The organism is Stutzerimonas tianxiuensis (genome assembly GCF_053470365.1).
Window position 1 is genome coordinate 334,091 of record NZ_JBPVWS010000001.1, and the last position, 19,817, is coordinate 353,907.

Annotated in this window: 16 protein-coding genes; 6 read left to right on the forward strand and 10 right to left on the reverse strand. The window is 60.8% G+C overall.

Annotation, left to right across the window (positions count from 1 at the left end; genetic code table 11):
* Window positions 1-4: 4 nt before the first annotated feature.
* Entirely contained in the window at window positions 5-1,186 is a 1,182-nt protein-coding gene (locus ACSSNI_RS01415; RefSeq protein WP_448258846.1) for a BaiN/RdsA family NAD(P)/FAD-dependent oxidoreductase, read from the reverse strand.
* A gap of 137 nt (window positions 1,187-1,323) precedes the next feature.
* Between ACSSNI_RS01415 and ACSSNI_RS01420 the strand changes: the two genes are divergently transcribed.
* Window positions 1,324-2,103: a substrate-binding periplasmic protein gene (locus ACSSNI_RS01420; RefSeq protein WP_448258848.1), complete on the forward strand. Its 780-nt coding sequence runs from the start codon at window positions 1,324-1,326 to the stop codon at window positions 2,101-2,103.
* Here ACSSNI_RS01420 and yccS read toward each other — a convergent pair.
* Window positions 2,094-4,280: a YccS family putative transporter gene (gene yccS / locus ACSSNI_RS01425; RefSeq protein WP_448258849.1), complete on the reverse strand. Its 2,187-nt coding sequence runs from the start codon at window positions 4,278-4,280 to the stop codon at window positions 2,094-2,096. The genes ACSSNI_RS01420 and yccS overlap by 10 nt on opposite strands.
* A 196-nt stretch (window positions 4,281-4,476) precedes the next feature.
* Between yccS and ACSSNI_RS01430 the strand changes: the two genes are divergently transcribed.
* Window positions 4,477-5,958: a PhoX family protein gene (locus ACSSNI_RS01430; RefSeq protein WP_448258850.1), complete on the forward strand. Its 1,482-nt coding sequence runs from the start codon at window positions 4,477-4,479 to the stop codon at window positions 5,956-5,958.
* A 159-nt stretch (window positions 5,959-6,117) separates the two neighbouring features.
* On the opposite strand, the gene dbpA is transcribed toward ACSSNI_RS01430, so the two are convergent.
* A complete protein-coding gene (gene dbpA / locus ACSSNI_RS01435; protein WP_448258852.1) occupies window positions 6,118-7,497 on the reverse strand; it encodes an ATP-dependent RNA helicase DbpA in 1,380 nt (459 codons plus the stop codon).
* A gap of 144 nt (window positions 7,498-7,641) precedes the next feature.
* Here dbpA and rloA2 point away from each other — a divergent pair, with 144 nt between their 5' ends.
* The 4 genes from rloA2 (at window position 7,642) to ACSSNI_RS01455 (ending at window position 11,476) form a co-directional block, all read left to right on the forward strand.
* A complete protein-coding gene (gene rloA2, locus ACSSNI_RS01440) occupies window positions 7,642-8,163 on the forward strand; it encodes a retropepsin-like aspartic peptidase RloA2 (protein ID WP_102836721.1) in 522 nt (173 codons plus the stop codon).
* Between the two features lie 655 nt (window positions 8,164-8,818).
* A complete protein-coding gene (locus ACSSNI_RS01445) occupies window positions 8,819-9,082 on the forward strand; it encodes a DUF4212 domain-containing protein (protein ID WP_102836722.1) in 264 nt (87 codons plus the stop codon).
* A gap of 5 nt (window positions 9,083-9,087) precedes the next feature.
* Entirely contained in the window at window positions 9,088-10,857 is a 1,770-nt protein-coding gene (locus ACSSNI_RS01450) for a sodium:solute symporter family protein (protein WP_159966939.1), read from the forward strand.
* Between the two features lie 97 nt (window positions 10,858-10,954).
* On the forward strand, window positions 10,955-11,476 hold the full coding sequence (locus tag ACSSNI_RS01455; protein ID WP_319297132.1) for a hypothetical protein: 522 nt from the start codon (window positions 10,955-10,957) through the stop codon (window positions 11,474-11,476).
* 104 nt (window positions 11,477-11,580) lie between these two features.
* Here the strand turns inward: ACSSNI_RS01455 and ACSSNI_RS01460 are convergent, their stop codons facing one another.
* From ACSSNI_RS01460 to ACSSNI_RS01490, 7 genes are all read right to left on the reverse strand, one after another.
* A complete protein-coding gene (locus ACSSNI_RS01460) occupies window positions 11,581-11,790 on the reverse strand; it encodes an NfeD family protein (protein WP_319297131.1) in 210 nt (69 codons plus the stop codon).
* Entirely contained in the window at window positions 11,787-12,911 is a 1,125-nt protein-coding gene (locus tag ACSSNI_RS01465) for a PepSY-associated TM helix domain-containing protein (RefSeq protein WP_319297130.1), read from the reverse strand. The genes ACSSNI_RS01460 and ACSSNI_RS01465 overlap by 4 nt, the downstream gene beginning before the upstream one ends.
* Window positions 12,911-15,328, reverse strand: a complete 2,418-nt coding sequence (locus ACSSNI_RS01470; RefSeq protein WP_319297129.1) for a TonB-dependent receptor — start codon at window positions 15,326-15,328, stop codon at window positions 12,911-12,913. The genes ACSSNI_RS01465 and ACSSNI_RS01470 overlap by 1 nt, the downstream gene beginning before the upstream one ends.
* A gap of 114 nt (window positions 15,329-15,442) precedes the next feature.
* Window positions 15,443-16,426: a FecR domain-containing protein gene (locus tag ACSSNI_RS01475; RefSeq protein ID WP_448258855.1), complete on the reverse strand. Its 984-nt coding sequence runs from the start codon at window positions 16,424-16,426 to the stop codon at window positions 15,443-15,445.
* Window positions 16,423-16,938: an RNA polymerase sigma factor gene (locus tag ACSSNI_RS01480; RefSeq protein WP_319297127.1), complete on the reverse strand. Its 516-nt coding sequence runs from the start codon at window positions 16,936-16,938 to the stop codon at window positions 16,423-16,425. Before ACSSNI_RS01480 ends, ACSSNI_RS01475 begins: the two co-directional genes overlap by 4 nt.
* 121 nt (window positions 16,939-17,059) lie before the next feature.
* On the reverse strand, window positions 17,060-17,764 hold the full coding sequence (locus ACSSNI_RS01485; protein ID WP_319297126.1) for a 3'-5' exonuclease: 705 nt from the start codon (window positions 17,762-17,764) through the stop codon (window positions 17,060-17,062).
* The gene (locus ACSSNI_RS01490; RefSeq protein WP_448258857.1) at window positions 17,761-19,695 is read right to left on the reverse strand and encodes a putative nucleotidyltransferase substrate binding domain-containing protein; all 1,935 of its coding nucleotides are present in this window, start codon (window positions 19,693-19,695) and stop codon (window positions 17,761-17,763) included. The genes ACSSNI_RS01485 and ACSSNI_RS01490 overlap by 4 nt, the downstream gene beginning before the upstream one ends.
* Between the last annotated feature and the right edge of the window lie 122 nt (window positions 19,696-19,817).

The following is a 19,817-nucleotide window of genomic DNA, read 5'->3' on the forward strand; positions in this document are numbered from 1 at the left end:
TGGGTCAGACGTACTGCGCCGCGGCGTACCCCGAGGCCCAGGCCCACTGGAAGTTGAAGCCGCCGAGGTGGCCGGTGACGTCCAGTACCTCGCCGACGAAATACAGCCCCGGCGACTTCTGCGATTCCATCGTCTTGGATGAGACTTCCCGGGTATCGACGCCGCCGAGGGTCACCTCGGCGGTGCGATAGCCTTCGGTGCCCGCCGGCACCAGCCGCCAGCAGCCCAGTCGCTCGGCGATCTCGGTCAGTTCGTTGGCTGAACACTGCTTCAGCGGTTTAGAGGTGAACCAGTGTTCCGCCAAGAGCCCGGCCATCTTGCGCGTGAACAATTCGCCGAGCAGGGTCTTCAGTTCGATATTCGGGCGCTCGCGGCGTTGCTCGTCCAGCCACTCGCTCAGGTTCAGATGCGGCAACAGGTTGATCTCGATGGCATCGCCCGGCTCCCAGTACGAGGAGACCTGCAGAATCGCCGGACCGGACAGCCCGCGATGGGTGAACAGGATGTTTTCGCGGAAGCTCTGGCCGTTGCAGCTGACTAGACAATCCTCGACTGAAGTCCCAGACAAGGCCTCACACATCGCCTTCAATTGCGGCTCGGTGATGGTGAAGGGCACCAGCCCTGCGCGGGTCGGCAGCAGGGTGTGGCCGAACTGCCGCGCCACCTGATAGCCGAATCCGCTCGCGCCGAGAGTCGGAATCGACAAGCCGCCTGTGGCGATCACCAGCGACTGACAGGCGACCGGTCCGGCATCGGTCTGCAGTTGGTAGCCAGCCTCTGCTTTGTCGATCTGTTGTACGGCCGTATCGAGCCGCAGGTCGACGCCGGCCTGCTCACACTCATCGAGCAGCATGCCGAGGATGTCGCTTGCCTTGTTATCGCAGAACAACTGGCCCAGTTTTTTTTCGTGATAGGGCACGCCGTGACGGCTGACCATCTCGATGAAGTCCCACTGGGTATAGCGGGCGAGCGCGGATTTGCAGAAATGCGGGTTGCCGGAAAGGAAGTTGGCCGGCTCGGTATAGAGATTGGTGAAGTTGCAGCGACCCCCGCCGGACATGAGGATCTTTTTACCGGCCTTGTTAGCGTGGTCTATGAGCAGGACCTGTCTGCCTCGGGCGGCGGCTGTGAAGGCACACATCAGCCCGGCAGCCCCTGCGCCGATTACTACCACGTCCGTCTGCACTGCCAGCTACCTCGCCTGAAAAATGCGCGATGGTACTCCTGCGGCCCGCTGGCTGCAGCTCGGTCTCCCCACATCCGACGAGCCGGACATCCCAAACGCAGCTGGTTGTGATTAGCTAGTGCTGGTGGCGCTTCGCCATGGGTGTGCGGGAGAGAGCTTTGACAAGAATAAAAATAGTTATGGTTGGAATGCTGCTCTCGACCAGTGCGTCGGTTCCTGCCGAAGTGTTGAGACTGGCAGGTGATGCCTGGCCGCCATACACAGACCAAACCTTGCCCGGCGACGGGTTGTCGGTCGAGCTTATCCGCGCGGCGCTTGGTCGGGCGGGTTATGACGTTTCCTACACCGAGGTGCCTTGGGAACGGGCGGTGCTGGGGTTACAACAAGGTAAGTACGACATTATCAACGACTGGTTCACGGTTAGGCATGCGGACTACGCAACGTACAGCCGTCCCTTTCTGAACAATCGGGTGCGTTGGGTGCAGCGGCAGGGTGACGGCATCCGCTATGAGGGACCTGACAGCCTGCGCACTTATGACATCGTGCTGACCAATGGTTATGCCTATAGCGATGAGCTGGCAGACGACTCAACACTCAACAAAGGCTACGCCAATAACTTCGTGCAGGCGGCTCGAATGCTGCTGGCCGATCGCGCTGATCTGGCCCTCGAAGACGAGCGTACAGTGCTGTTTCACCTCAACGGCTCGCTCAAAGAGGTGAGTGATGGGCTGAGTTTCGTACCGGGCGAATTCAGCATTCGCGATCTGTCGCTGGTGGTGCGTAATGATCATCCGCAGCAGGCTGCAATCATTGCGGCCTTCAACCGCGAGATCGAGGCGATGTTCGAAGATGGCACCTACGCGGAAATCTTCGCGCGTCATGGTCTGCCTTCGCCGAATTCGCTGCCTCAGCCTTGAGGCTGCGGATGTTGCCGCAGCAGGTGCGCTGCCATGCTGCGTAGTGGTGCCAGCTGTCGGCAGATCAGCCCCAGCTGGGTCTGCAGCAGACGATGGCTATCGTCGATGTCTTCCGAGGTTTGCTCCAACTGTTGCGCCAGCGCTTCCTCGGCTTCGCTGTAAACGGCAACCGGATGATCGTGTTGCAGCCCGTCGGCCAATTCGTCGAGGCTGCGCGCCAGTTGCTGGGCCGCACTTTCCAGCATGTCATCCCGGGCATCGGCCGGCAGGCTTTCGCGGTGTGCGCCCAAGCCCGACAGGTAATTGAGCAGCGTGTGCGAAAGGATCAGGAAGCGAAAGCCGGTTTCGGCGTCCTTGCGGAAATGCCCAGGCTCCAGAAGCATGTTCGACAAGGTGGTGGAGAGCGCCGCGTCCGCGTTGTGTGCGTTGCGCCGTGCCAGTCGATACGCCAGATCATCACGCTTGCCACTCTCATACTGCGCCATGATCTGCCGCAGATAATCGGCACTGCGCGCCAGGGTATTGGCCACGACCTGGTTGAGGCGCCGGCCCTGCCAGTCCGGCAACACAAAGAATACGGCGGCTGCCGCAATCAGGCTGCCCAGCAGGGTATCGACCAAGCGCGGCCAGAACAGCCCGTAACCGTCACCGACCTGATTGAAGCAGAACAGCACGAGCAGTGTGATTGCGGCAGTTGCCAGTGTGTAGCGACTGCTGCGGGTAGCGAAGAACACCACGCCTGCGATCACGGCGAACAGCGCCTGTACCTGCTGACTGGGAAACAGGTCGAACAGCGCCCAGCCAACCGCCAGGCCAAGCGCCGTACCCGTCACACGCTGGACCAGCTTGATGCGCGTTGCGCCGTAGTTGGGCTGGCAGACGAACACGGTGGTCAGCAGCACCCAATAGCCCTGTTCGGGATGGATGGTGTGAAGCACGGCATAGCCGCAGAGCAGCGCCAGGCTCATGCGCAGGGCATGGCGGAACAGCAATGAGGTGGGCGTCAGCTGCAGGCGGATACGGTTGAACGCATCGCGCAGCGATTGCGGCTGTCGATCCAGCAGGCTGCTGTCCTGCTCACCTTCCAGTGCATCAGGGTTGCTCGCCGTGGACAGCTGGCGCTGCATGGTCGCCAGATTGCCGGACAAGGCCCGTAATGAGCGTAACAGTCCGCGCCATGCCGGATTGCTCTGCATCCGCAGATGTTCGAGCGATGACTCCAGATCCGCCAGCGCCTGTGCGTTGGCTTCGCTGTAACGAAACGGCTGGCGCAGCTGAACGGCATTAGCGAGGTCCACGCAGGCAACGCCTTGCAAGCGCAGCAGCCTGCCGCAACGAAACAGCACGTCGCTATGAAAGAACGCCTCGGCCAGCTCCTGGTAAGGGTAGTGCGAGGAACTGACGCGCTCGTGCAAGTCCTGTGCGAGGAAATAGAGCTTGAGGTAGTGACTGATCTTCACCCCAGGGCGACCATTGCCCAGGCGATGCAAAAGGGTTTCCTTGGTTGCGTTCAGGGCGCTCACCACGCGGCCATTCTGCTGCGCCAGTTGCAGGCGACGCTCTTCCACATCCAGCTGGCGCACCGGCTCGAAGAGAGCGGCCTTGAGTTTGTAGTACCGCCCCAGCTCACGGTACAGGCGGGCCAAACTTTGCTGCACAGGTTGGTGCGCGAACAGCGCATTCCAGAGGACCGAGAGCAAGCCGTACCAGGTGGCGCCAGCCAACAGCAGCAGCGGGTCGCGCCAGGGGTGCAGCGCTTCGCCACCTCGCTGGTCGGCCGCAATCATGCTGTAGATCGAAAGAATCAACGTCGCCTGGGCGATGGTCGCGTAGCGCTCGCCCAAAGCTCCGAGCATGACCAGGCTGAACGCCGCGGCCGCCATGCCAAACGCGAAGAGCAAAGGGAAGGGGAACAGCAGCTGCACCGATACCGCGGCGATGCTGAAGCACAGCAGTGTGACCAGGAGTGCTGATAGGCGCCCCAGCCAGCTGTCGTCGGTCTCTGCCAGGGCGCTGGCAATGACGCCGAGGAACAGTGGAATCGCCATCGCGGGCTGTGCGAGGTACCAGCTCAAACCCATGCTGCCGGCCAGCGCTATCAGCACGCGAAGGCTGTAGCCGAACTTGTCCAGCGCCCAGAGCTGGCGCAAGGAATGGTTGAGCGAGGGTGAGCGCATATGAACGAGTCGGACCTGTCGGCGATAAGAAGAAGGTTGGACGCCGGCCGTACGCGGACGTCACGGCAAGCGAAGCAAAGCTTATACCGTCCATCCGTCTCGCATCACCGGAACGAAACCGCACGGTCATCGTTTAGCCGTATTCGTCTGGCTTCATTCATGCCGCTCCCTCCCATTCCTATAAAGAGGACACCGCATGAACCGTGAACACGATGCCAGCCGCCGCAGCCTGCTCAAAGGTGGCGCTATCACCGCCGCCGTTGTCGCCAGCACGCCGTTTCTCGGCACGCTGGAAGCCTTCGCAGCGCGAAATGCACAGGGGCGCGGCGCCGGCCTGGTTCGCAGCAGCTATGGTCCGTTGCGTCCGACCAGGGACCTGAGCACCGGCTTGGAATTGCTACAGCTACCCGACGGCTTCCAGTACAAGAGCTTTTCCTGGACCGGCGACCTGATGGAAAACGGCCAGCCTGTACCCACGTCGCATGACGGTATGGGCGTCATCGAGGTGCGTCGCGGCCAACATGGTCCGGAAATCGTGCTGGTGCGTAACCATGAAGCCAGCACCGGTCCGCTGATCGACGCTACCGGCATCTATGATTACGTGACGCTTTCCAACGGCCAGCGTCCGGCCGGCGGAACTACCAATCTCTACGTTTCCCGCGACATCATGCAGCCGGTACGCACCCTGCCGAGCCTCGGTGGAACCCGTACCAACTGTGCCGGCGGTGTCACGCCGTGGGGCACCTGGTTAACCTGTGAAGAGAACACGTCTGACTACCGCAGTGTGGGTGGTCGTGCCCACGGCTATGTGTTTGAGGTGACGGCCGACCCGGCGCTGACCACTGGCCAGCCTATCGTGCAGATGGGTCGCTTTCGGCACGAAGCGGTCGCAGTGGACCCGCGTAACAGCTATGTCTATTTGACGGAAGATGCCCGCAACCAATCCGGCTATTACCGCTATATCCCCACGGACGCGAGCCAGCAGCCAGGTTCACTTGTCTCGGGTGGAATACTGCAAGCCGCTCGGGTGCGTAATCGAGCGTTGATCGACCTGCATGCGCCGAAGCAGGGCGACAGCTATCAGCTGGAATGGGTGGAAATATCGAATCCGGACCTCGAGCCTCAGCCCGAAGGCAGCGGCCCTTATGTTCAGGCGCGTCAGGCCGGCGGCCTGAGCATGAGCCGCGGCGAAGGCATCTGGTACAGCGAGGGCAAGCTCTACATTGTCGACACCAGTGCCGGTACCGACAGTCAGGGCCGCCCCGGCTACGGCCGTGGGGCGGTGTGGATGCACGATCTGGCGAATGACCGCTTGACCTGCATCTTCGCTTCCACCGACGCCGAAATCGCCAACAACCCGGACAACATTACGGTCAGCCCGCGCGGCGGTGTGCTTCTGTGCGAAGACGGTGGTGGTGTGCAGGACGCGTTCGGCTTTGGCGAACGCCTGCTGGGCCTGACCACCGCGGGGGAGGCGTACATCTTCGCCAAGAACAACGTGGTGTTCGATGACGTCCAGGCCGCTGCGGCCGGGAAGAATGTTTCGGGCGGCGACTACCGCAACCGTGAGTTCTGCGGCGCCTGCTTCGATCCGACCGGACACTTCCTGTTCGTCAACATCCAGACCCCCGGCATCACCTTTGCCATCTGGGGTCCTTGGGCTCGCGGTTCGCTGTAACCCGCGCCATCGGCGAGTCGAGCGAAAGGACTTCTCGGCTCGCCAGCAGCGCCGTTCGTTTGATCGGTCGAATGAGCTGTCGCTGCTTCTTCGAGACGGGCAATCCGTTTCGGCACGAGCCTGTACGCGAGGATGCGCCAGGCTCGTTTCTTCCAGCAACTAAAGCGTGCGGACTTTCAGCGAGCGGCCTTTGATCTTGCCGGAGTTGAGTCTATTCAAGGCCTGCTTGGCCACGTCGCGCTCCACGGCAACGAACGCCTGGAAGTCGAAGATCGCAATCTTGCCAACCTGCTTGCCGGGAATACCCGCATCGCCCGTCAGCGCGCCAAGGATGTCGCCTGGTCGCAGCTTGTCCTTGCGCCCGGCGCCGATGCACAGCGTCACCATCGGCGGCTGCAGCGGGCCGCCCGGCTGCGCTTTTAGCTCGCTCAGCGGCTGCCAGTTGAGCGGCGCCTTCTGCCGGTCCTCGATGGCTTGGGCGCGGTGGCCTTCGGCGGGTGCGACAAGGCTGATGGCAATGCCTTTCTTGCCAGCACGACCGGTACGTCCAACCCGATGAATGTGGATTTCGGAATCGCGCGCCAGCTCGACGTTGATCACCATGTCCAGGGCGTCGATATCCAGCCCGCGAGCCGCAACATCGGTGGCGACCAGCACGGACAGGCTGCGGTTGCTGAACATGGCCAGTACCTGATCACGGTCGCGCTGTTCCAGGTCGCCGTTCAGCGCCATGGCAGAGATGCCTTTCGCGGTGAGAGCGTCGACCAGTTGCTGGCACTGCTGCTTGGTAAAGCAGAAGGCAACGCAGGTCTCCGGACGGAAGCTGGCCAGGACCTGAATCACGGCCTGCATGCGCTCTTCGGGGTCGATTTCGTAGAAGCGCTGCTCGATCTGGGTGTCGTCATGCAGGGCTTCAACCTTTACCTGCTGCGGGTCGCGCATGAAGGTCGACGCGAGTTGCTTGATGCCGCTGGGGTAGGTCGCGGAGAACAGCAGGGTCTGCCGCTTGCTCGGGGTCTGCCCGATGATTTCGGCAATCGCGTCGTAGAAGCCCATGTCGAGCATGCGGTCGGCTTCGTCGAGAATCAGCTTGTTCAGGCCGTCGAGTTTCAGTGAGCCCTTTTTCAAATGCTCCTGAACGCGCCCAGGCGTGCCAACGATCACATGCGCGCCATGTTCCAGCGAGCCGATCTGCGGGCCTATGGATACGCCGCCGCAGAGCGTCAGGATCTTGATGTTCTCGGCAGAGCGGGCCAACCGCCGCAGCTCCTTGGCCACCTGATCGGCCAGTTCACGGGTGGGGCAAAGTACCAGCGCCTGACAGCCGAAATAGCGCGGGTTGATCGGCTCCAGCAGTGCGATACCGAAGGCGGCAGTCTTGCCGCTGCCGGTCTTGGCCTGCGCGATGAGGTCCATACCCTTGAGCATGACCGGCAGGCTTTGCGCCTGGATCGGCGTCATCTCGACATAGCCGAGCGCGTCGAGGTTGGCCAGCGTTGCAGGGCTGAGGGGCAGGGTGGCGAAGGCTGAACTGGGCACGGTAGTGATCTGCTGGAAAAAGTGAGGCGCAGTCTAGCAGGCGGCTGACTTTCACGCGTGACGCCCGTGGCCCGCTGCATAGGGCGGAACGGATCGCGGCGACGGTCGGTCCCACTCAGGTCAATACTGATTCAGGAGGCCGCTTTGTCCCGTTTGTTGTTGCTGTTGAGCGCGTTAACCCTTCCCGCCGTGGCCGCCGAGCCAACCTTGTTCGGCCGCTATGAGCAGATCAAGATCGAAGACCTCGGCAAGACCCTCAAAGCCAAGATGGATACTGGCGCGATGACTGCCTCGCTGTCGGCGCGCGATATCGAGCGTTTCGAGCGAGACGGGGAAGACTGGGTGAGATTCCGCCTGGCTGTCGAAGGCGCTGACGACACGCTCTATGAGCACCGCCTGGCGCGCATCGCCGAGATCAAGACCCGCAAAGAAGAAGCCGTCGACCCGGACGACGATACGGATGCGGAGCGTGGGCCGGATGTCGCCGAGCGGCCAGTGGTGGAGATGCAGTTGTGCATCGGCGACCAGATGCGCGAAACCGAGGTCAACCTCACCGACCGTAGCCACTTCCGCTATCCGCTGTTGATTGGGGCTACGGCAATCCGGGATCTTGAGGCTGCTATCGATCCTGCTCAGAAGTACACGGCAGGCCGTCCCACCTGCTAGTTCGCCTAGTGCGATCCGAACGGGCGCGAACGCTAATCGCTGTCCGCGCCCAGCGCACGCACACACATCGATTCCCTCTGTGGTTTGCGGGAGCGCATTCGCTCTGTCGGTGCGTATTGAAACTCCGAGGCAAACTGAATCTCGTGTTGTGTAACGCAAATATAATCTTGCGGTGCTAATTAACTAAGGTATTTAGGTTGGCTGCCATAATCTTAATTATTAGCCGGAAGAGAGGTTAATTACGGTTGTTCGATTATATTTGGGCGCTACTTATATCAACCTAATAAGTGGCGGTTGGCGATTGATAAAACCCATGTAGGTCAATTCTGTTTAGCGTCGTGACTGATGAGTCAGCTTGAAGGCTCGCCCTCAAAGCAGCAAGTGTCTTGAATGTTTGATCGTCATTCGTTTGAGGGTGCAGCCAGAAGCGCGCCTCCTGCGGCTTAAGGGCAGCGTGCATTTTGCGCGCTGCCGGTGCGCTGGCTTGCGGCCAGCAATCTCGATAATCGCAAGCCTGGCAACGGTCGATGCCTCGTTTAATCGCTCGTTCTAGAGCGCGTCAGACTAAAGTCGGGGCTATCATTCCACGACACATCCTTGCTAAATTCACGATGTGGTTCCCTTCACCCGTAATAAAAATAAGACGGAGAACGTCATGGCCGACAGCGACAAAACAAATGCTGCTGCGTACTGGAAGGCGAATGTTCGCCTGATAACTTGGAGCCTGGTGGTCTGGGCTCTTGTCTCATATGGTTTCGCCATCCTATTGCGCCCTTTACTCGCCGGTATCCCGGTTGGGGGTACTGATCTGGGGTTCTGGTTCGCTCAACAGGGTTCCATCATCACGTTCATTTTGATCATCTTCCACTACGCGTGGCGGCTGAACAAACTGGACAAGGAATTCGGGGTTGAGGAGTAACCACAATGAGCCAATATTGGATCAACATGATGTTCGTGGGCGCCTCGTTCCTGCTCTATATAGGAATCGCGGTCTGGGCTCGCGCAGGGTCAACTAAAGAGTTCTATGTCGCCGGTGGTGGTGTTCACCCCGTAACCAACGGCATGGCAACGGCGGCAGACTGGATGTCTGCAGCTTCCTTCATTTCCATGGCCGGTCTGATCGCCTCTGGCGGTTATGCCACCTCGGCTTACCTGATGGGCTGGACCGGTGGCTACGTGCTGCTGGCGATGCTGCTGGCGCCGTACCTGCGCAAGTTCGGCAAGTTCACGGTTCCGGATTTCATCGGCGACCGTTTCTACAGCCGTGGCGCGCGCCTGGTAGCGGTGGTCTGCCTGATCCTGATCTCCGTGACCTACGTAATCGGCCAGATGGCAGGTGCGGGCGTGGCGTTCTCTCGCTTCCTTGAAGTGAGCAACTCCACCGGTATCTGGATCGCAGCCGTGATCGTGTTCGCCTATGCGGTATTTGGCGGCATGAAGGGCATCACCTACACCCAGGTGGCGCAGTACGTGGTTCTGATCATTGCCTACACCATTCCGGCCGTGTTCATTGCGATGCAGCTGACTGGCAACCCGATCCCGATGTTCGGCATGTTCAGCACTCACACCGAATCCGGTATGCCGCTGCTCGACAAACTGAACCAGGTGGTCACCGACCTTGGCTTCGCCGCTTACACCGCGGACGTCGACAACAAGCTGAACATGTTCCTGTTCACCATGTCGCTGATGATCGGTACCGCCGGTCTGCCGCACGTCATCATTCGCTTCTTCACCGTACCGAAGGTGGCTGACGCTCGTTGGTCCGCTGGCTGGACACTGATCTTCATCGCTCTGTTGTACCTCACAGCACCGGCTGTTGCCTCCATGGCACGCCTGAACCTGGTCCAGACCATCTATCCGGAAGGCCCACAGGCTGAAGCGATCCGTTACGAAGATCGTCCAGAGTGGATCCAGACCTGGGAAACTACTGGTCTGATCAAGTGGGAAGACAAGAACGCCGACGGTCGTGTGCAGATGTACAACGACACCAACGCTACCTTCGCTCCGACCGCTACTGAGCGTGGCTGGAATGGCAACGAGCTGACCGTGAACAACGACATCATTGTTCTGGCCAACCCGGAAATCGCCAACCTGCCGAGCTGGGTCATCGGTCTGATCGCTGCGGGTGCTATCGCTGCTGCGCTCTCGACTGCTGCGGGTCTGCTGCTGGCGATCTCATCTGCCATCAGTCATGACCTGATCAAGACACTGATCAATCCGAAAATCAGCGAAAAGAACGAAATGCTGGCCGCGCGGCTAGCCATGACGGCAGCGATTCTGCTGGCGACCTGGTTGGGCCTCAATCCTCCGGGCTTTGCGGCTCAGGTGGTGGCTCTGGCGTTCGGTCTTGCAGCCTCGAGCCTGTTCCCGGCGCTGATGATGGGTATCTTCTCCAAGCGTGTGAACAGCAAAGGCGCTGTCGCAGGGATGCTGGTTGGTGTGATTTCCACCGCCGTGTACATCTTCCTGTACCTGGGCTGGTTCTTCATTCCTGGCACTGCAAGCATCCCCAACACGCCTGATCAGTGGTGGATGGGCATCTCCCCGCAGGCCTTCGGTGCCGTAGGTGCGATGCTGAACTTCGCTGTAGCCTACGCCGTGTCGATGGCTACCGAGGCTCCGCCGCAGGAGATTCAGGATCTGGTCGAGAGCGTTCGTACCCCGAAGGGTGCTGGCGTTGCGCTTGATCACTAACTGATAATGCAGCCGAACGTCAGACATGCTCTGACACAAGGTTGAGGTAGAAGTCGGGCTTCCATATGGAAGCCCGATTTTTTTAGGGGAGTTGTATATGTTCTGGCATCTAATCGCGGCAATCGTCGCGGGTGTGGCGGGGGCAGGTATTGGACTGCTGCTGCGCTCACTGACGCGTAAGCGGTTGCCGATGTGGATCATTCCTGTATGTGCGGGTCTGGGAATGCTGAGTTACACCATCCACTACGAATACACCTGGTTCGAAGCCAAACAGGCACGCCTGCCGGAGGGCAGCGTGGTCGTTTTGAGCGATGAGGGGGAAATGTTGTGGCGCCCTTGGACCATGATGTATCCCATGCCGTTGAGCTACACGGTACTCGATCAAGCCAACGCACAGGTTCAGGATACAAATCAGGGCCGTATCGCCCGCTTTGTTCTGTATCGCTTCGACAAGCAGCATCTGACTTCCACTGTGGTCAGTCAGCGCTATCAGATGATTTGCGCGGAGAAAGCCATGTTCAGGTTGAACGAGGCAGGTCAGGCCAAGATTGAAACCTTGACCGAACTGGAGGCCGATTCGCCGTTATATCAGCGCATCTGCGTATCCGACATGCGTTAAGCCTGTCGCGATCGAAGCGTTGTTTCGATCTGATGGAGCGCAACGCAGTTCGCAGCGACGCCTGGTCAGGAAGGCCAGGCGGCAGGCTGAAGCCTTGGGGAATGTCAGTCCTGGTTTCGAGGCTGCCCTGCTTGGGTGGGTGCTGTCATTCTCCTGCGCAGCAGCGGCCATACTCCAAGTGCTGCCGGCAGGCCTAGACCGAACCAGGCAAGCACATCCCACCAGTCATCCCCCAGCAGCGCAGCGAAAAGCCCGACGAGGCCGAGCCCCGCAATGAGGCCCGGCAGCATGAAGGTCGATTCACGCCAGCTCATGCTGCTACCTCGCGAGCTGAGGTCTGTATGCCGCGGCGGCGTACCCACCAAAGATAAAGCCCGCTGCCGAGTACGATGATTGTAAGAACATCGAGCACGGCCCACAGAATCTGCATCGGTCGACCGCCGTAATCACCGAAGTGCAGGGGTTGAGACAGACCCAGTGCATCCATGTACCAGGGGCGATCGCCGACGGCAGTGACCTGCAGCGTTTGCGCATCGATCAACACCGGGGTAAGCAGGTGCGAAGTCAGATGGTTGCTGCCATTCATGAATACCGTGTAGTGATGCTCGCTGGAAAAGCGCGTTCCCGGAAAGGCGATGAAGTCCGGCTGCATACCCGGCGCTGCCTGGGCTGCGATCTGCAGCAGATCGTTGGTCGGGGCGCGGGTCGTCAGGGGCGGCGCGTCACGGTAGGGCGCGAGCATCGTCGCCAGTGACTCAGCGCGCCATGCCTCGATCAGCAGATCGGCGCAGGCGCTGACCACGCCAGTAATGCCCACCACCAGTGCCCAGCTGAGCGTGACGATACCGATCAGGTTGTGCAAATCGAGCCAGTGCGTCCGGCTGGAGCGCTCATGACGCACCTGAGCGAACTTCAGCCGCCGCATGAAGGGCGCGTACAGCACCACGCCGGAAATGATCGCCACGATAAACAGAATGCCCATAGAGGCCAGGAACAGCTTGCCAGGTAGCCCGGCAAACATGTCCACATGCATGCGCAGGAAAAACATCATCAGCCCGCCATTGGCCGCCGGCATTTCAACCGCTTCGCCGGTACGTGCATCGAGCATGAAGGTGTAGGACGAGTTGGGCTCGGTGCCGGCCGTCGCCGCGGTAATCGCCACGACGCCGTTGGGCTCGTCCGCTTCCCAGCCGAAATACTGCACGACCTCATCCTGGCGGTGCCGCTCGGCGGCGGTCACGAGCTGTTGCAGATCGAGATGCGGCGTACCGGGCGCCATCTCACGCAGCTCCGGAGCATCGCCAAGCAAGTGCTCCAGTTCGTGATGGAAGATCAACGGCAGTCCGGTGACCGCCAGTAAGAGTAGAAACAGCGTGCAGATAAGGCTGGTCCATGTATGGACGAAGGACCAGCGGCGGATGGTAGCGGCCCGCATTAGAACTCCAACTGCGCCGATAGCTTGAGCGTGCGTGGTGCCCCAAGGTAATGACTGCTCAGCCAGTATTCCTCGTCGGTGAGGTTGCTCAGGTTGGCGCGCAGGGTCAGGGCACGCTCATCCCCCAAGGCCATGCGATAGCGACCGCCCAGGTCGAACGTGGTGAACGACGGGATGGTGTTGTCGTTGGCCTCGTCGGTGTACTGCTTGCCCGTGTAGAAGGCGCCACCAGTGAGTGTCAACCCGGGTACGCCGAATATCGCGTATTCGCCGTAAAGCTTGGCCAAGTGCCGCGCCACGTCGACCGGGCGGTTGCCGTCGTTGGCAGCATTCGCCGCGCCTTCCACGACCGGATCGAGCAGGGTGACGCCGCCCACCAGTGTCAGCGCTGGGGTAACGTGGCCGGTGATGCCGAACTCCAGGCCCTTGTTGTGCTGCATGCCATCCTGAACAAAGAAATTGGCGGCGTTGGTGTAGGTGTTGGGCTTCTCGATGTCGAACAGCGCAACGGTGAACAGGGCACCGCCAAGCTCGGCTTTCGCACCGATTTCGTACTGTTCGCTGACTATCGGCGCAAGCGCCTGCCCGGAGTTGTTTGTGCCGCTCGGCGCTACGCCACCCGTCTGCAGGCCTTCGATGTAGGTTGCGTAGGTGGTAAGCCACTCAACCGGCTTGTAGACGAGCGAGACGTTGGGCGAGGTTTCGGTTTCGCTGTAGTCCTCGATCACCGGCGCGCTGCCGAACGCGTCGACCCAGACAAAGTTGTCGTTGAAGGTCTTGATACGCGAGTGCGTCACGCCAAGGATCGTCGACCACTGCTCGTTGAAGGTGATGACGTCACCGATCAGCACGCTGTCGGCCTGGCTGCGGCTGGCCAGATGGTAGTCGCCATCGCCGAGGTCGTAGGCCGGCTTGTCCACCTGCGGCCGCTCGCTGAAGGGCGCTTCGGGGGTGACCGACACATATTGCGGGCCAGGGAAGGGGATGTAATCGGTGTTGTAGCGAACCCGGGCGATGTTTCCCTGGTAACCGAAGGTCATCGCATGGCCGACACCTGCGGTGTCGAAAACCGCATCGAGGAACAGGTTGCCCGAGGTCTCTTCAGTTTCTACCGGGGCGAAGGCGTATAGCGGCTGGACGTACACGCCGGCCGAATTCACGGTCGGCCCCGTATAGGCGTATTCGGTGGTGTATTGGCTGTAGCCAAGCGCGCCGCGCAGGCTGAACACGTCGTCCAGGCGCCACTGGAAGCGGCTGCCGACGCGGTCGTGGCGGCTGTCGTTGTAAGCCCAGCGCTGGCTATAGAGCTCGTCGTTCTCGAGATCTTCAGCATCGGGCCGGAATGCCTGATCGGCGAAGTACCAGTAGCTGGTGAGGCCCCGCGTCTCGCTCTGCTTGTGCGAGGCGTCGAACTGGATGAGCAGGTCGTCGCTGACGTTCCAGTCCAGCGCGACGCTGGCCATGTGACGACGTTCGACCTGTCCGTCGATGGCGGTTTCACCGTCCTGGGCGAGCAGGTTGACGCGGTAGGCAAAGCGACCTTCGCTGTCGATCGGCCCGCCGAAGTCGCCATGCAGGTACTGGTTCTCGCCGCCGGGGGTGCCGTAGGTCACGCTGTTGTAGCGCTCGGCAGTGGGGCGCTTGAGCACGTAGTTGACCAGTCCGCCGGGGCTGGCCGGACCATAGAGGAAGCCGGACAGACCGCTGAGAATTTCCAGCCGTTCCATTTCCTCGATGAAGTTGCCGCCATCGTAGCTGTTGCTGAAGCGCAGGCCGTCATTGGCAATACTCAGGTTGCCGACGCCGCTGAAGCCGCGAATGGCCACTGCGCTGGCGTAGCCGGCGCTGGTCGGGGAGGTGAACTGCGTGGTGGGGCTGAGCTTGAAGATGTCGTCGCTGGAGGTGGCCTGGATATTGTCCATCAGCTCCGAGGAAATCACGGTTACCGAATAGGGCGCATCTTGAAGCGCCATTCCACCCAGCGCACCGACGTTCTGCACGGCACTGGCGCGGTAGCCGCTTTGTTCGCCGCCGTTTGCCGCCGCCTCGGTTGCCATCACGGTCACATCCGGTAGCGCCATCGCATTGGTTGCCGCCTGCTGCAAACTGAAGCTGCCCGAAGGCCCCTGGCGAAGTTCGAGCCCCGTACCTCGCAGCGCTTCCTGCAGTGCACCCTGGCCATCGAAGCGGCCTTGTACCGGCTCGGCCTTGCGGTCGCGGCTCAATGCCGGATCGATGCTGAGCACCAGTCCCGCTTCGGCGGCGATACGGTTGAGTGTGCTAGCCAGTGGCGCGGCGGGCAGGGAATAGTCACGCATGGCATCGCTTGTAGCATCGGTTTGGGCTAACAGCGGCAGCGGTGCAAGTGCGATGGCAACGGCCAGGAGGCTGGGGCGGAACAGTGAAAGCGATGGCATTTGTGAATAACTCCCGAATAGGAATATGTCTCAGTTATTCGTCAGGCCGGGCGAGAAATGAAAAGTGATAGGGGGTGCTGAAAATATTTTTATAGGCCTGCGCAAGCGCTGCTGTTACTTGTCCGGATGGCTGGCCGCTTGCGCCGGGGCAACTTTGACCCACCAATCGGTGTGGCGCTCGATCTGCACCGGTAGGCTGGGTGGAAGCGCTGCCAGCGCACGGTCAGTATCGTGCAACGGGAAGCTGCCACTGATACGCAGGGATTCGAGGCTTGGATCGAGGCCGAGGTAGCCAGGGCGATACTCGCGAAGTTTTGCCAGCAGCTCGCCCAATGGCAGATCTTCCACAACAAGCATGCCCCGGCTCCAGGCATCTGCCGCGGCCGGTGCCTGTTCATTCTGGTCGAGATGATCGCGGTGCATCAGTACTTGCTCGCCTGCCTGCACAGTGCGACCAGCTTGCAGGTCGCTTGGAAGCGCGGCCACAGCGGATCGGAGCACGATCAGGCGGGTCGCATCAGCCTCTCGGCGAACGATGAATCGCGTGCCGAGCGCACGCAGATCGCCCTGTTCGGTTTCGACGATAAAGGGTCTCGAGTCGTTAGCCGGTGCTGTTTCAACAAGCACCTCACCGCGGTGCAGAAACACTCGGCGCTCTTGCTGATCGAAGCGAACATCCAGAGCGCTGCGGCTGTTCAGTTGTATGTGGCTGTTGTCGGCCAGCGTAACGCTCAGCTGTTCACCCGCGCCGGTGCGCTCGTCGGCCAACCACACGGGTAACGGCTGCGACTGCAGGGCCATTCCGACACCCAAGGTGCCCAGCAGGGCCAGACTGAGAAGCGCGCGCCCAGCTGTTCGCCGTCCGGAGTTCGCACTGAGCTGCAGCGCTCTTCGCGCGGTTGGGGAGTCAATGGTCCCGAGTTGCTGATCGATACCGCCTAGCTGCGCCCAGGCCTTGCCGTGCTCAGCACTTTCATTCAGCCAACGCTGCAGTTCTTTTCTGGCCTGAGCGCTTACCGCCCCGTCGCCAAGGCGTAGCTGCCAGGCGATGGCCTGGTCGAGAACTTGGGCTGATACCGGCTGCCGATCCAGACTCATCTTGGCTCACCGTAAACTGCGATGTAGCACTGGCGCAGAGCCTGGGCGAGATACTGGCGCACACGCGGGACGGATACACCGAGACGCGACGCGATCTCCGCATGGGGCAGACCGTCCAGACGGTTATAGAAGAAGGCTGCACGTGCATTGGCTGAGAGCTCGCCCAGCATCAGGTTCACTTCGCGCAATGCCTGAAGTACCTGCAATTGCTCTTCGGCACTGGGCTGCGTTTCTTCCGGCTGCTGGGCGAGTTCATCAAGGTAAGTACGCTCCAGTGCACTGCGACGAAAATGGTCTATCAACAGGCCGCGGGCAATCGTCGCCAGCAAGGTGCGTGGCTCACGCAAATCGCCTATGTCGTCACGCTTGAGCAGCCGGACGAAAGTGTCCTGGCTCAAGTCTTCGGCGCGATGAGGGCACGCCTGGTGGCGGCGCAGCCAGTTCAACAGCCAGCTGCGATGATCGCGATACAGCGAGCCGACGAACCGTTGATGGGTTGACCCAGCCGACAAGCGAATGCTCCAAGGCCGACGAATGGCCAGTAACGAGAACTATTCGCACATGATCGCAAGTTGTCGCCAGCGGCGCAACGCGGATGTCGCGCTCATTCATCCGTGACTGTTTAGCCGAGCGCTACATGAATTGAGCCTGTTGCCGTTTGCGCCAGTTAGCCAAGCGCAGGTTGATGGCATCCAAGCTGTCCAGCCCTTGTCGGTGCGCCTTGCTGAACAGAATCAACGCCAGCTCGGCGGTGGCCAGTGCATCGGCGCTGGCGTGATGGCGCTGCAGCACATGCAGGCCGAAATGCGTGCACCAGTCGTCCAGACCATTCTGTCGCGGGCGGTTGTCTGGGCAGAGCATCGGCGCCAGTTCGGCGACATCGATGAAAGGATGACGCAGCTTGTAACCGAGCGTTTGCTTCAGTGCACGGGTCAGCATGCGCTGGTCGAAACCTGCGTGAAACGCCAAGATCGGGCTGTCGCCGACAAACTCCATGAGTTCCAGTAGCGCTTCGGCAGGGTCCTCGCCCGCTTCGAGTTCGCTGGGCGCGATCCCGTGGATCAGCACACTCTCGCTAACCTTTTGTGCCGGGCGCAACAAGGTCGATTCGAACTGATCGCCCAGCTGGATGCCGCCTTGATCGATCACCACGGCGCCAATCGACAGGACGATATCGCGGCGCATGTCCAGGCCGCTGGTCTCAAGATCGAGCACTACCATGCGCTGCGTGGGCAGCGGACAAAGGCCCAGCGCGGCGGGCTCGGCAAGCTGATCGCGCCGTTGCAGTTGTTGCAGTTCGAGGGTCGGGCCGCGATGTCTGAACCAAGGCATATTCATAGCTGATAGCGAACCGCCAGGCTGCTCTGCAGGCGCTGCGCCTGGCGAAAGGATTCACGCAGGATACGCCGGTCCAGATGATTGAGGGTGTCGGGGTCGAGTCGGTTTGAATACGGCCGTCCTTCGCGCGCCTGCTGCTGATGCTGCTGCATGCGGGTCTGCTGGATGAAATGGTAGGCCTCTTCGTAGGCCGCGCCATCCTTGTCGTCAATGACATCCTTTTCGACCAGCTGGCGCAGTCGGTCCAACGTGTTACATGCGGTGATGCCGTGGCCCAGCGCGAGCAGGCGCGCGCCGTCGACGAAGGGCGTCAGGCCCTGCACCTTGAGATCCAGGGTCGCCTTGCCGTCGCCTTTGCGGGTCACCACAAAATCGCGAAACCGCCCCACAGGCGGGCGATGGCGCAACGCATTTTCCGCCATCATGCGCTGGAACAATCGGCTCTCGCCCACTTCTTCAAGCATGTTGGCGCGCAGCTGCTCGCAGCCTTCGCTGGGCCCCCAGATTGCGCGCAGGTCGAAATAGATGGTGCTGCTCAGCAGATTTTCCGGTGTCGACTCGCGAACGAAGGCACTGAAGCGTCGCTGCCATTCCAGCCGTGACAGGCACAGCTGTGGATTGCTGGCCATGATGTTGCCTTTGCACAGGGTGAAACCGCAGGTGTCCAGATCGCGGTTGATGCGCTCTGCGAGCGGCAGCAGGCTTCCTCGGATCTGTGCAGCTTCGGCTGCATCGGCGGCTTCGAAGAGTATGCCGTTGTCCTGATCGGTATGCAGGGTCTGCTCGCGACGCCCTTCGCTGCCGAAACACAGCCAGGTGAAGGGAATGCCGGGGTCGCCGAGCACTTCGATGGCCAGTTCAATCACGCGGCAGACGGTATGGTCGTTGAGCAGGGTGATGATGTGGGTGATCTGTGTCGACGATGCGCCGTGTGCCAGCATGTTGTCGACCAGTTGCAGAATGCGGCTGCGGATGATCACCAGCGTCTCGACGCTGTCGGCGTGGGAAATCGCCTGCGCCAGGTGAACCAGATCGACGCGCTGCAGCGAGAACAGGTCGCGTTCGGAAATCACTCCACTGAGCAGACCTTTATTGACGACACAGACGTGAGCGATGTGACGTTCGGTCATGGCAATCGCGGCATCGAACGCGGTTGCATCCGGTGGCAGATGGAAGGGGTCCTGCGTCATGAACTCGGCAATCGGGACGGACAGGTCGGTCGTGCCGGTGCCGATCACCCGGCGCAGATCGCGCAAGGTGAAGATGCCCTGCGGGTGAAGTTCGAGGTCGGTGATCACGATGCTGCCGGTGTTGTTCTCGTGCATCAGTGCTACCGCATCGGCCAGTGGCATCGATGGCAGGCAGGAGACTGGATGGTGCAAAGCGAGCTCGCCGATGCTTGTCTCCAGCGAGTATTGCTCGCCCAGGCTTTCCACGGCCCGCATCTGCGCCTGCTGATTGACCAAGTCGAGCAGGCTGCTGACGCCACGCATGGCGAAGTCACGAAATGCGGCCGATTTGGACACCAACTTGATGAAGGCGGGCTTGCTCAACAAATAACAAAAGGTATCTTCGGCGGCGAAGTGCCCGGTGCGAGTGGCCCGTTCGCCCATTAGCGCGGCCATCGGGAAGCATTCGCCAACGATCACTTCAAAAGTGGTGTCGGTGCCGCGCTTGCTGGTGTGTGGGCGCTGGCCATGCACGCGGCCCTGCTTGATGATGTAAAAGTGTTCGACGACACCGTCATCGGGCGAAATGATGCAATCGCCTTCACTGTAGAAGCGCAGCTGGCAGTTCTCTACCAGATAGGCGAGATGTCCCGGTTCCATCTGGTTGAAAGGCGGGTATTTGCGCAGAAACTCCATGGTCCCATGAATGTTCTGCAGCACGGCGGTCTTGCCTGCCTCGGCGAAAGCATCGGCTTTGCTCATGGTTTGGTTCCATTTTTTGAGCCCAATGGTGGGCTGTGGGTCCGGCGGGGCACATTGGACGTAAGTCTAGTCGCGCGGGCGCCGCATCGGGCTGACACGGGTCAGCTCATGGGGCCGGGGTG

What these genes read in the sequence shown, in the direction of transcription:
- ACSSNI_RS01420 (WP_448258848.1), top strand. Translation starts at nt 1,324, where the DNA reads ATGGGTGTGCGGGAGAGAGCTTTGACAAGAATAAAAATAGTTATGGTT.
- yccS (WP_448258849.1), bottom strand. Translation starts at nt 4,280, where the DNA reads ATGCGCTCACCCTCGCTCAACCATTCCTTGCGCCAGCTCTGGGCGCTG.
- ACSSNI_RS01430 (WP_448258850.1), top strand. Translation starts at nt 4,477, where the DNA reads ATGAACCGTGAACACGATGCCAGCCGCCGCAGCCTGCTCAAAGGTGGC.
- ACSSNI_RS01445 (WP_102836722.1), top strand. Translation starts at nt 8,819, where the DNA reads ATGGCCGACAGCGACAAAACAAATGCTGCTGCGTACTGGAAGGCGAAT.
- ACSSNI_RS01450 (WP_159966939.1), top strand. Translation starts at nt 9,088, where the DNA reads ATGAGCCAATATTGGATCAACATGATGTTCGTGGGCGCCTCGTTCCTG.
- ACSSNI_RS01455 (WP_319297132.1), top strand. Translation starts at nt 10,955, where the DNA reads ATGTTCTGGCATCTAATCGCGGCAATCGTCGCGGGTGTGGCGGGGGCA.
- ACSSNI_RS01460 (WP_319297131.1), bottom strand. Translation starts at nt 11,790, where the DNA reads ATGAGCTGGCGTGAATCGACCTTCATGCTGCCGGGCCTCATTGCGGGG.
- ACSSNI_RS01465 (WP_319297130.1), bottom strand. Translation starts at nt 12,911, where the DNA reads ATGCGGGCCGCTACCATCCGCCGCTGGTCCTTCGTCCATACATGGACC.
- ACSSNI_RS01470 (WP_319297129.1), bottom strand. Translation starts at nt 15,328, where the DNA reads ATGCCATCGCTTTCACTGTTCCGCCCCAGCCTCCTGGCCGTTGCCATC.
- ACSSNI_RS01475 (WP_448258855.1), bottom strand. Translation starts at nt 16,426, where the DNA reads ATGAGTCTGGATCGGCAGCCGGTATCAGCCCAAGTTCTCGACCAGGCC.
- ACSSNI_RS01485 (WP_319297126.1), bottom strand. Translation starts at nt 17,764, where the DNA reads ATGAATATGCCTTGGTTCAGACATCGCGGCCCGACCCTCGAACTGCAA.
- ACSSNI_RS01490 (WP_448258857.1), bottom strand. Translation starts at nt 19,695, where the DNA reads ATGAGCAAAGCCGATGCTTTCGCCGAGGCAGGCAAGACCGCCGTGCTG.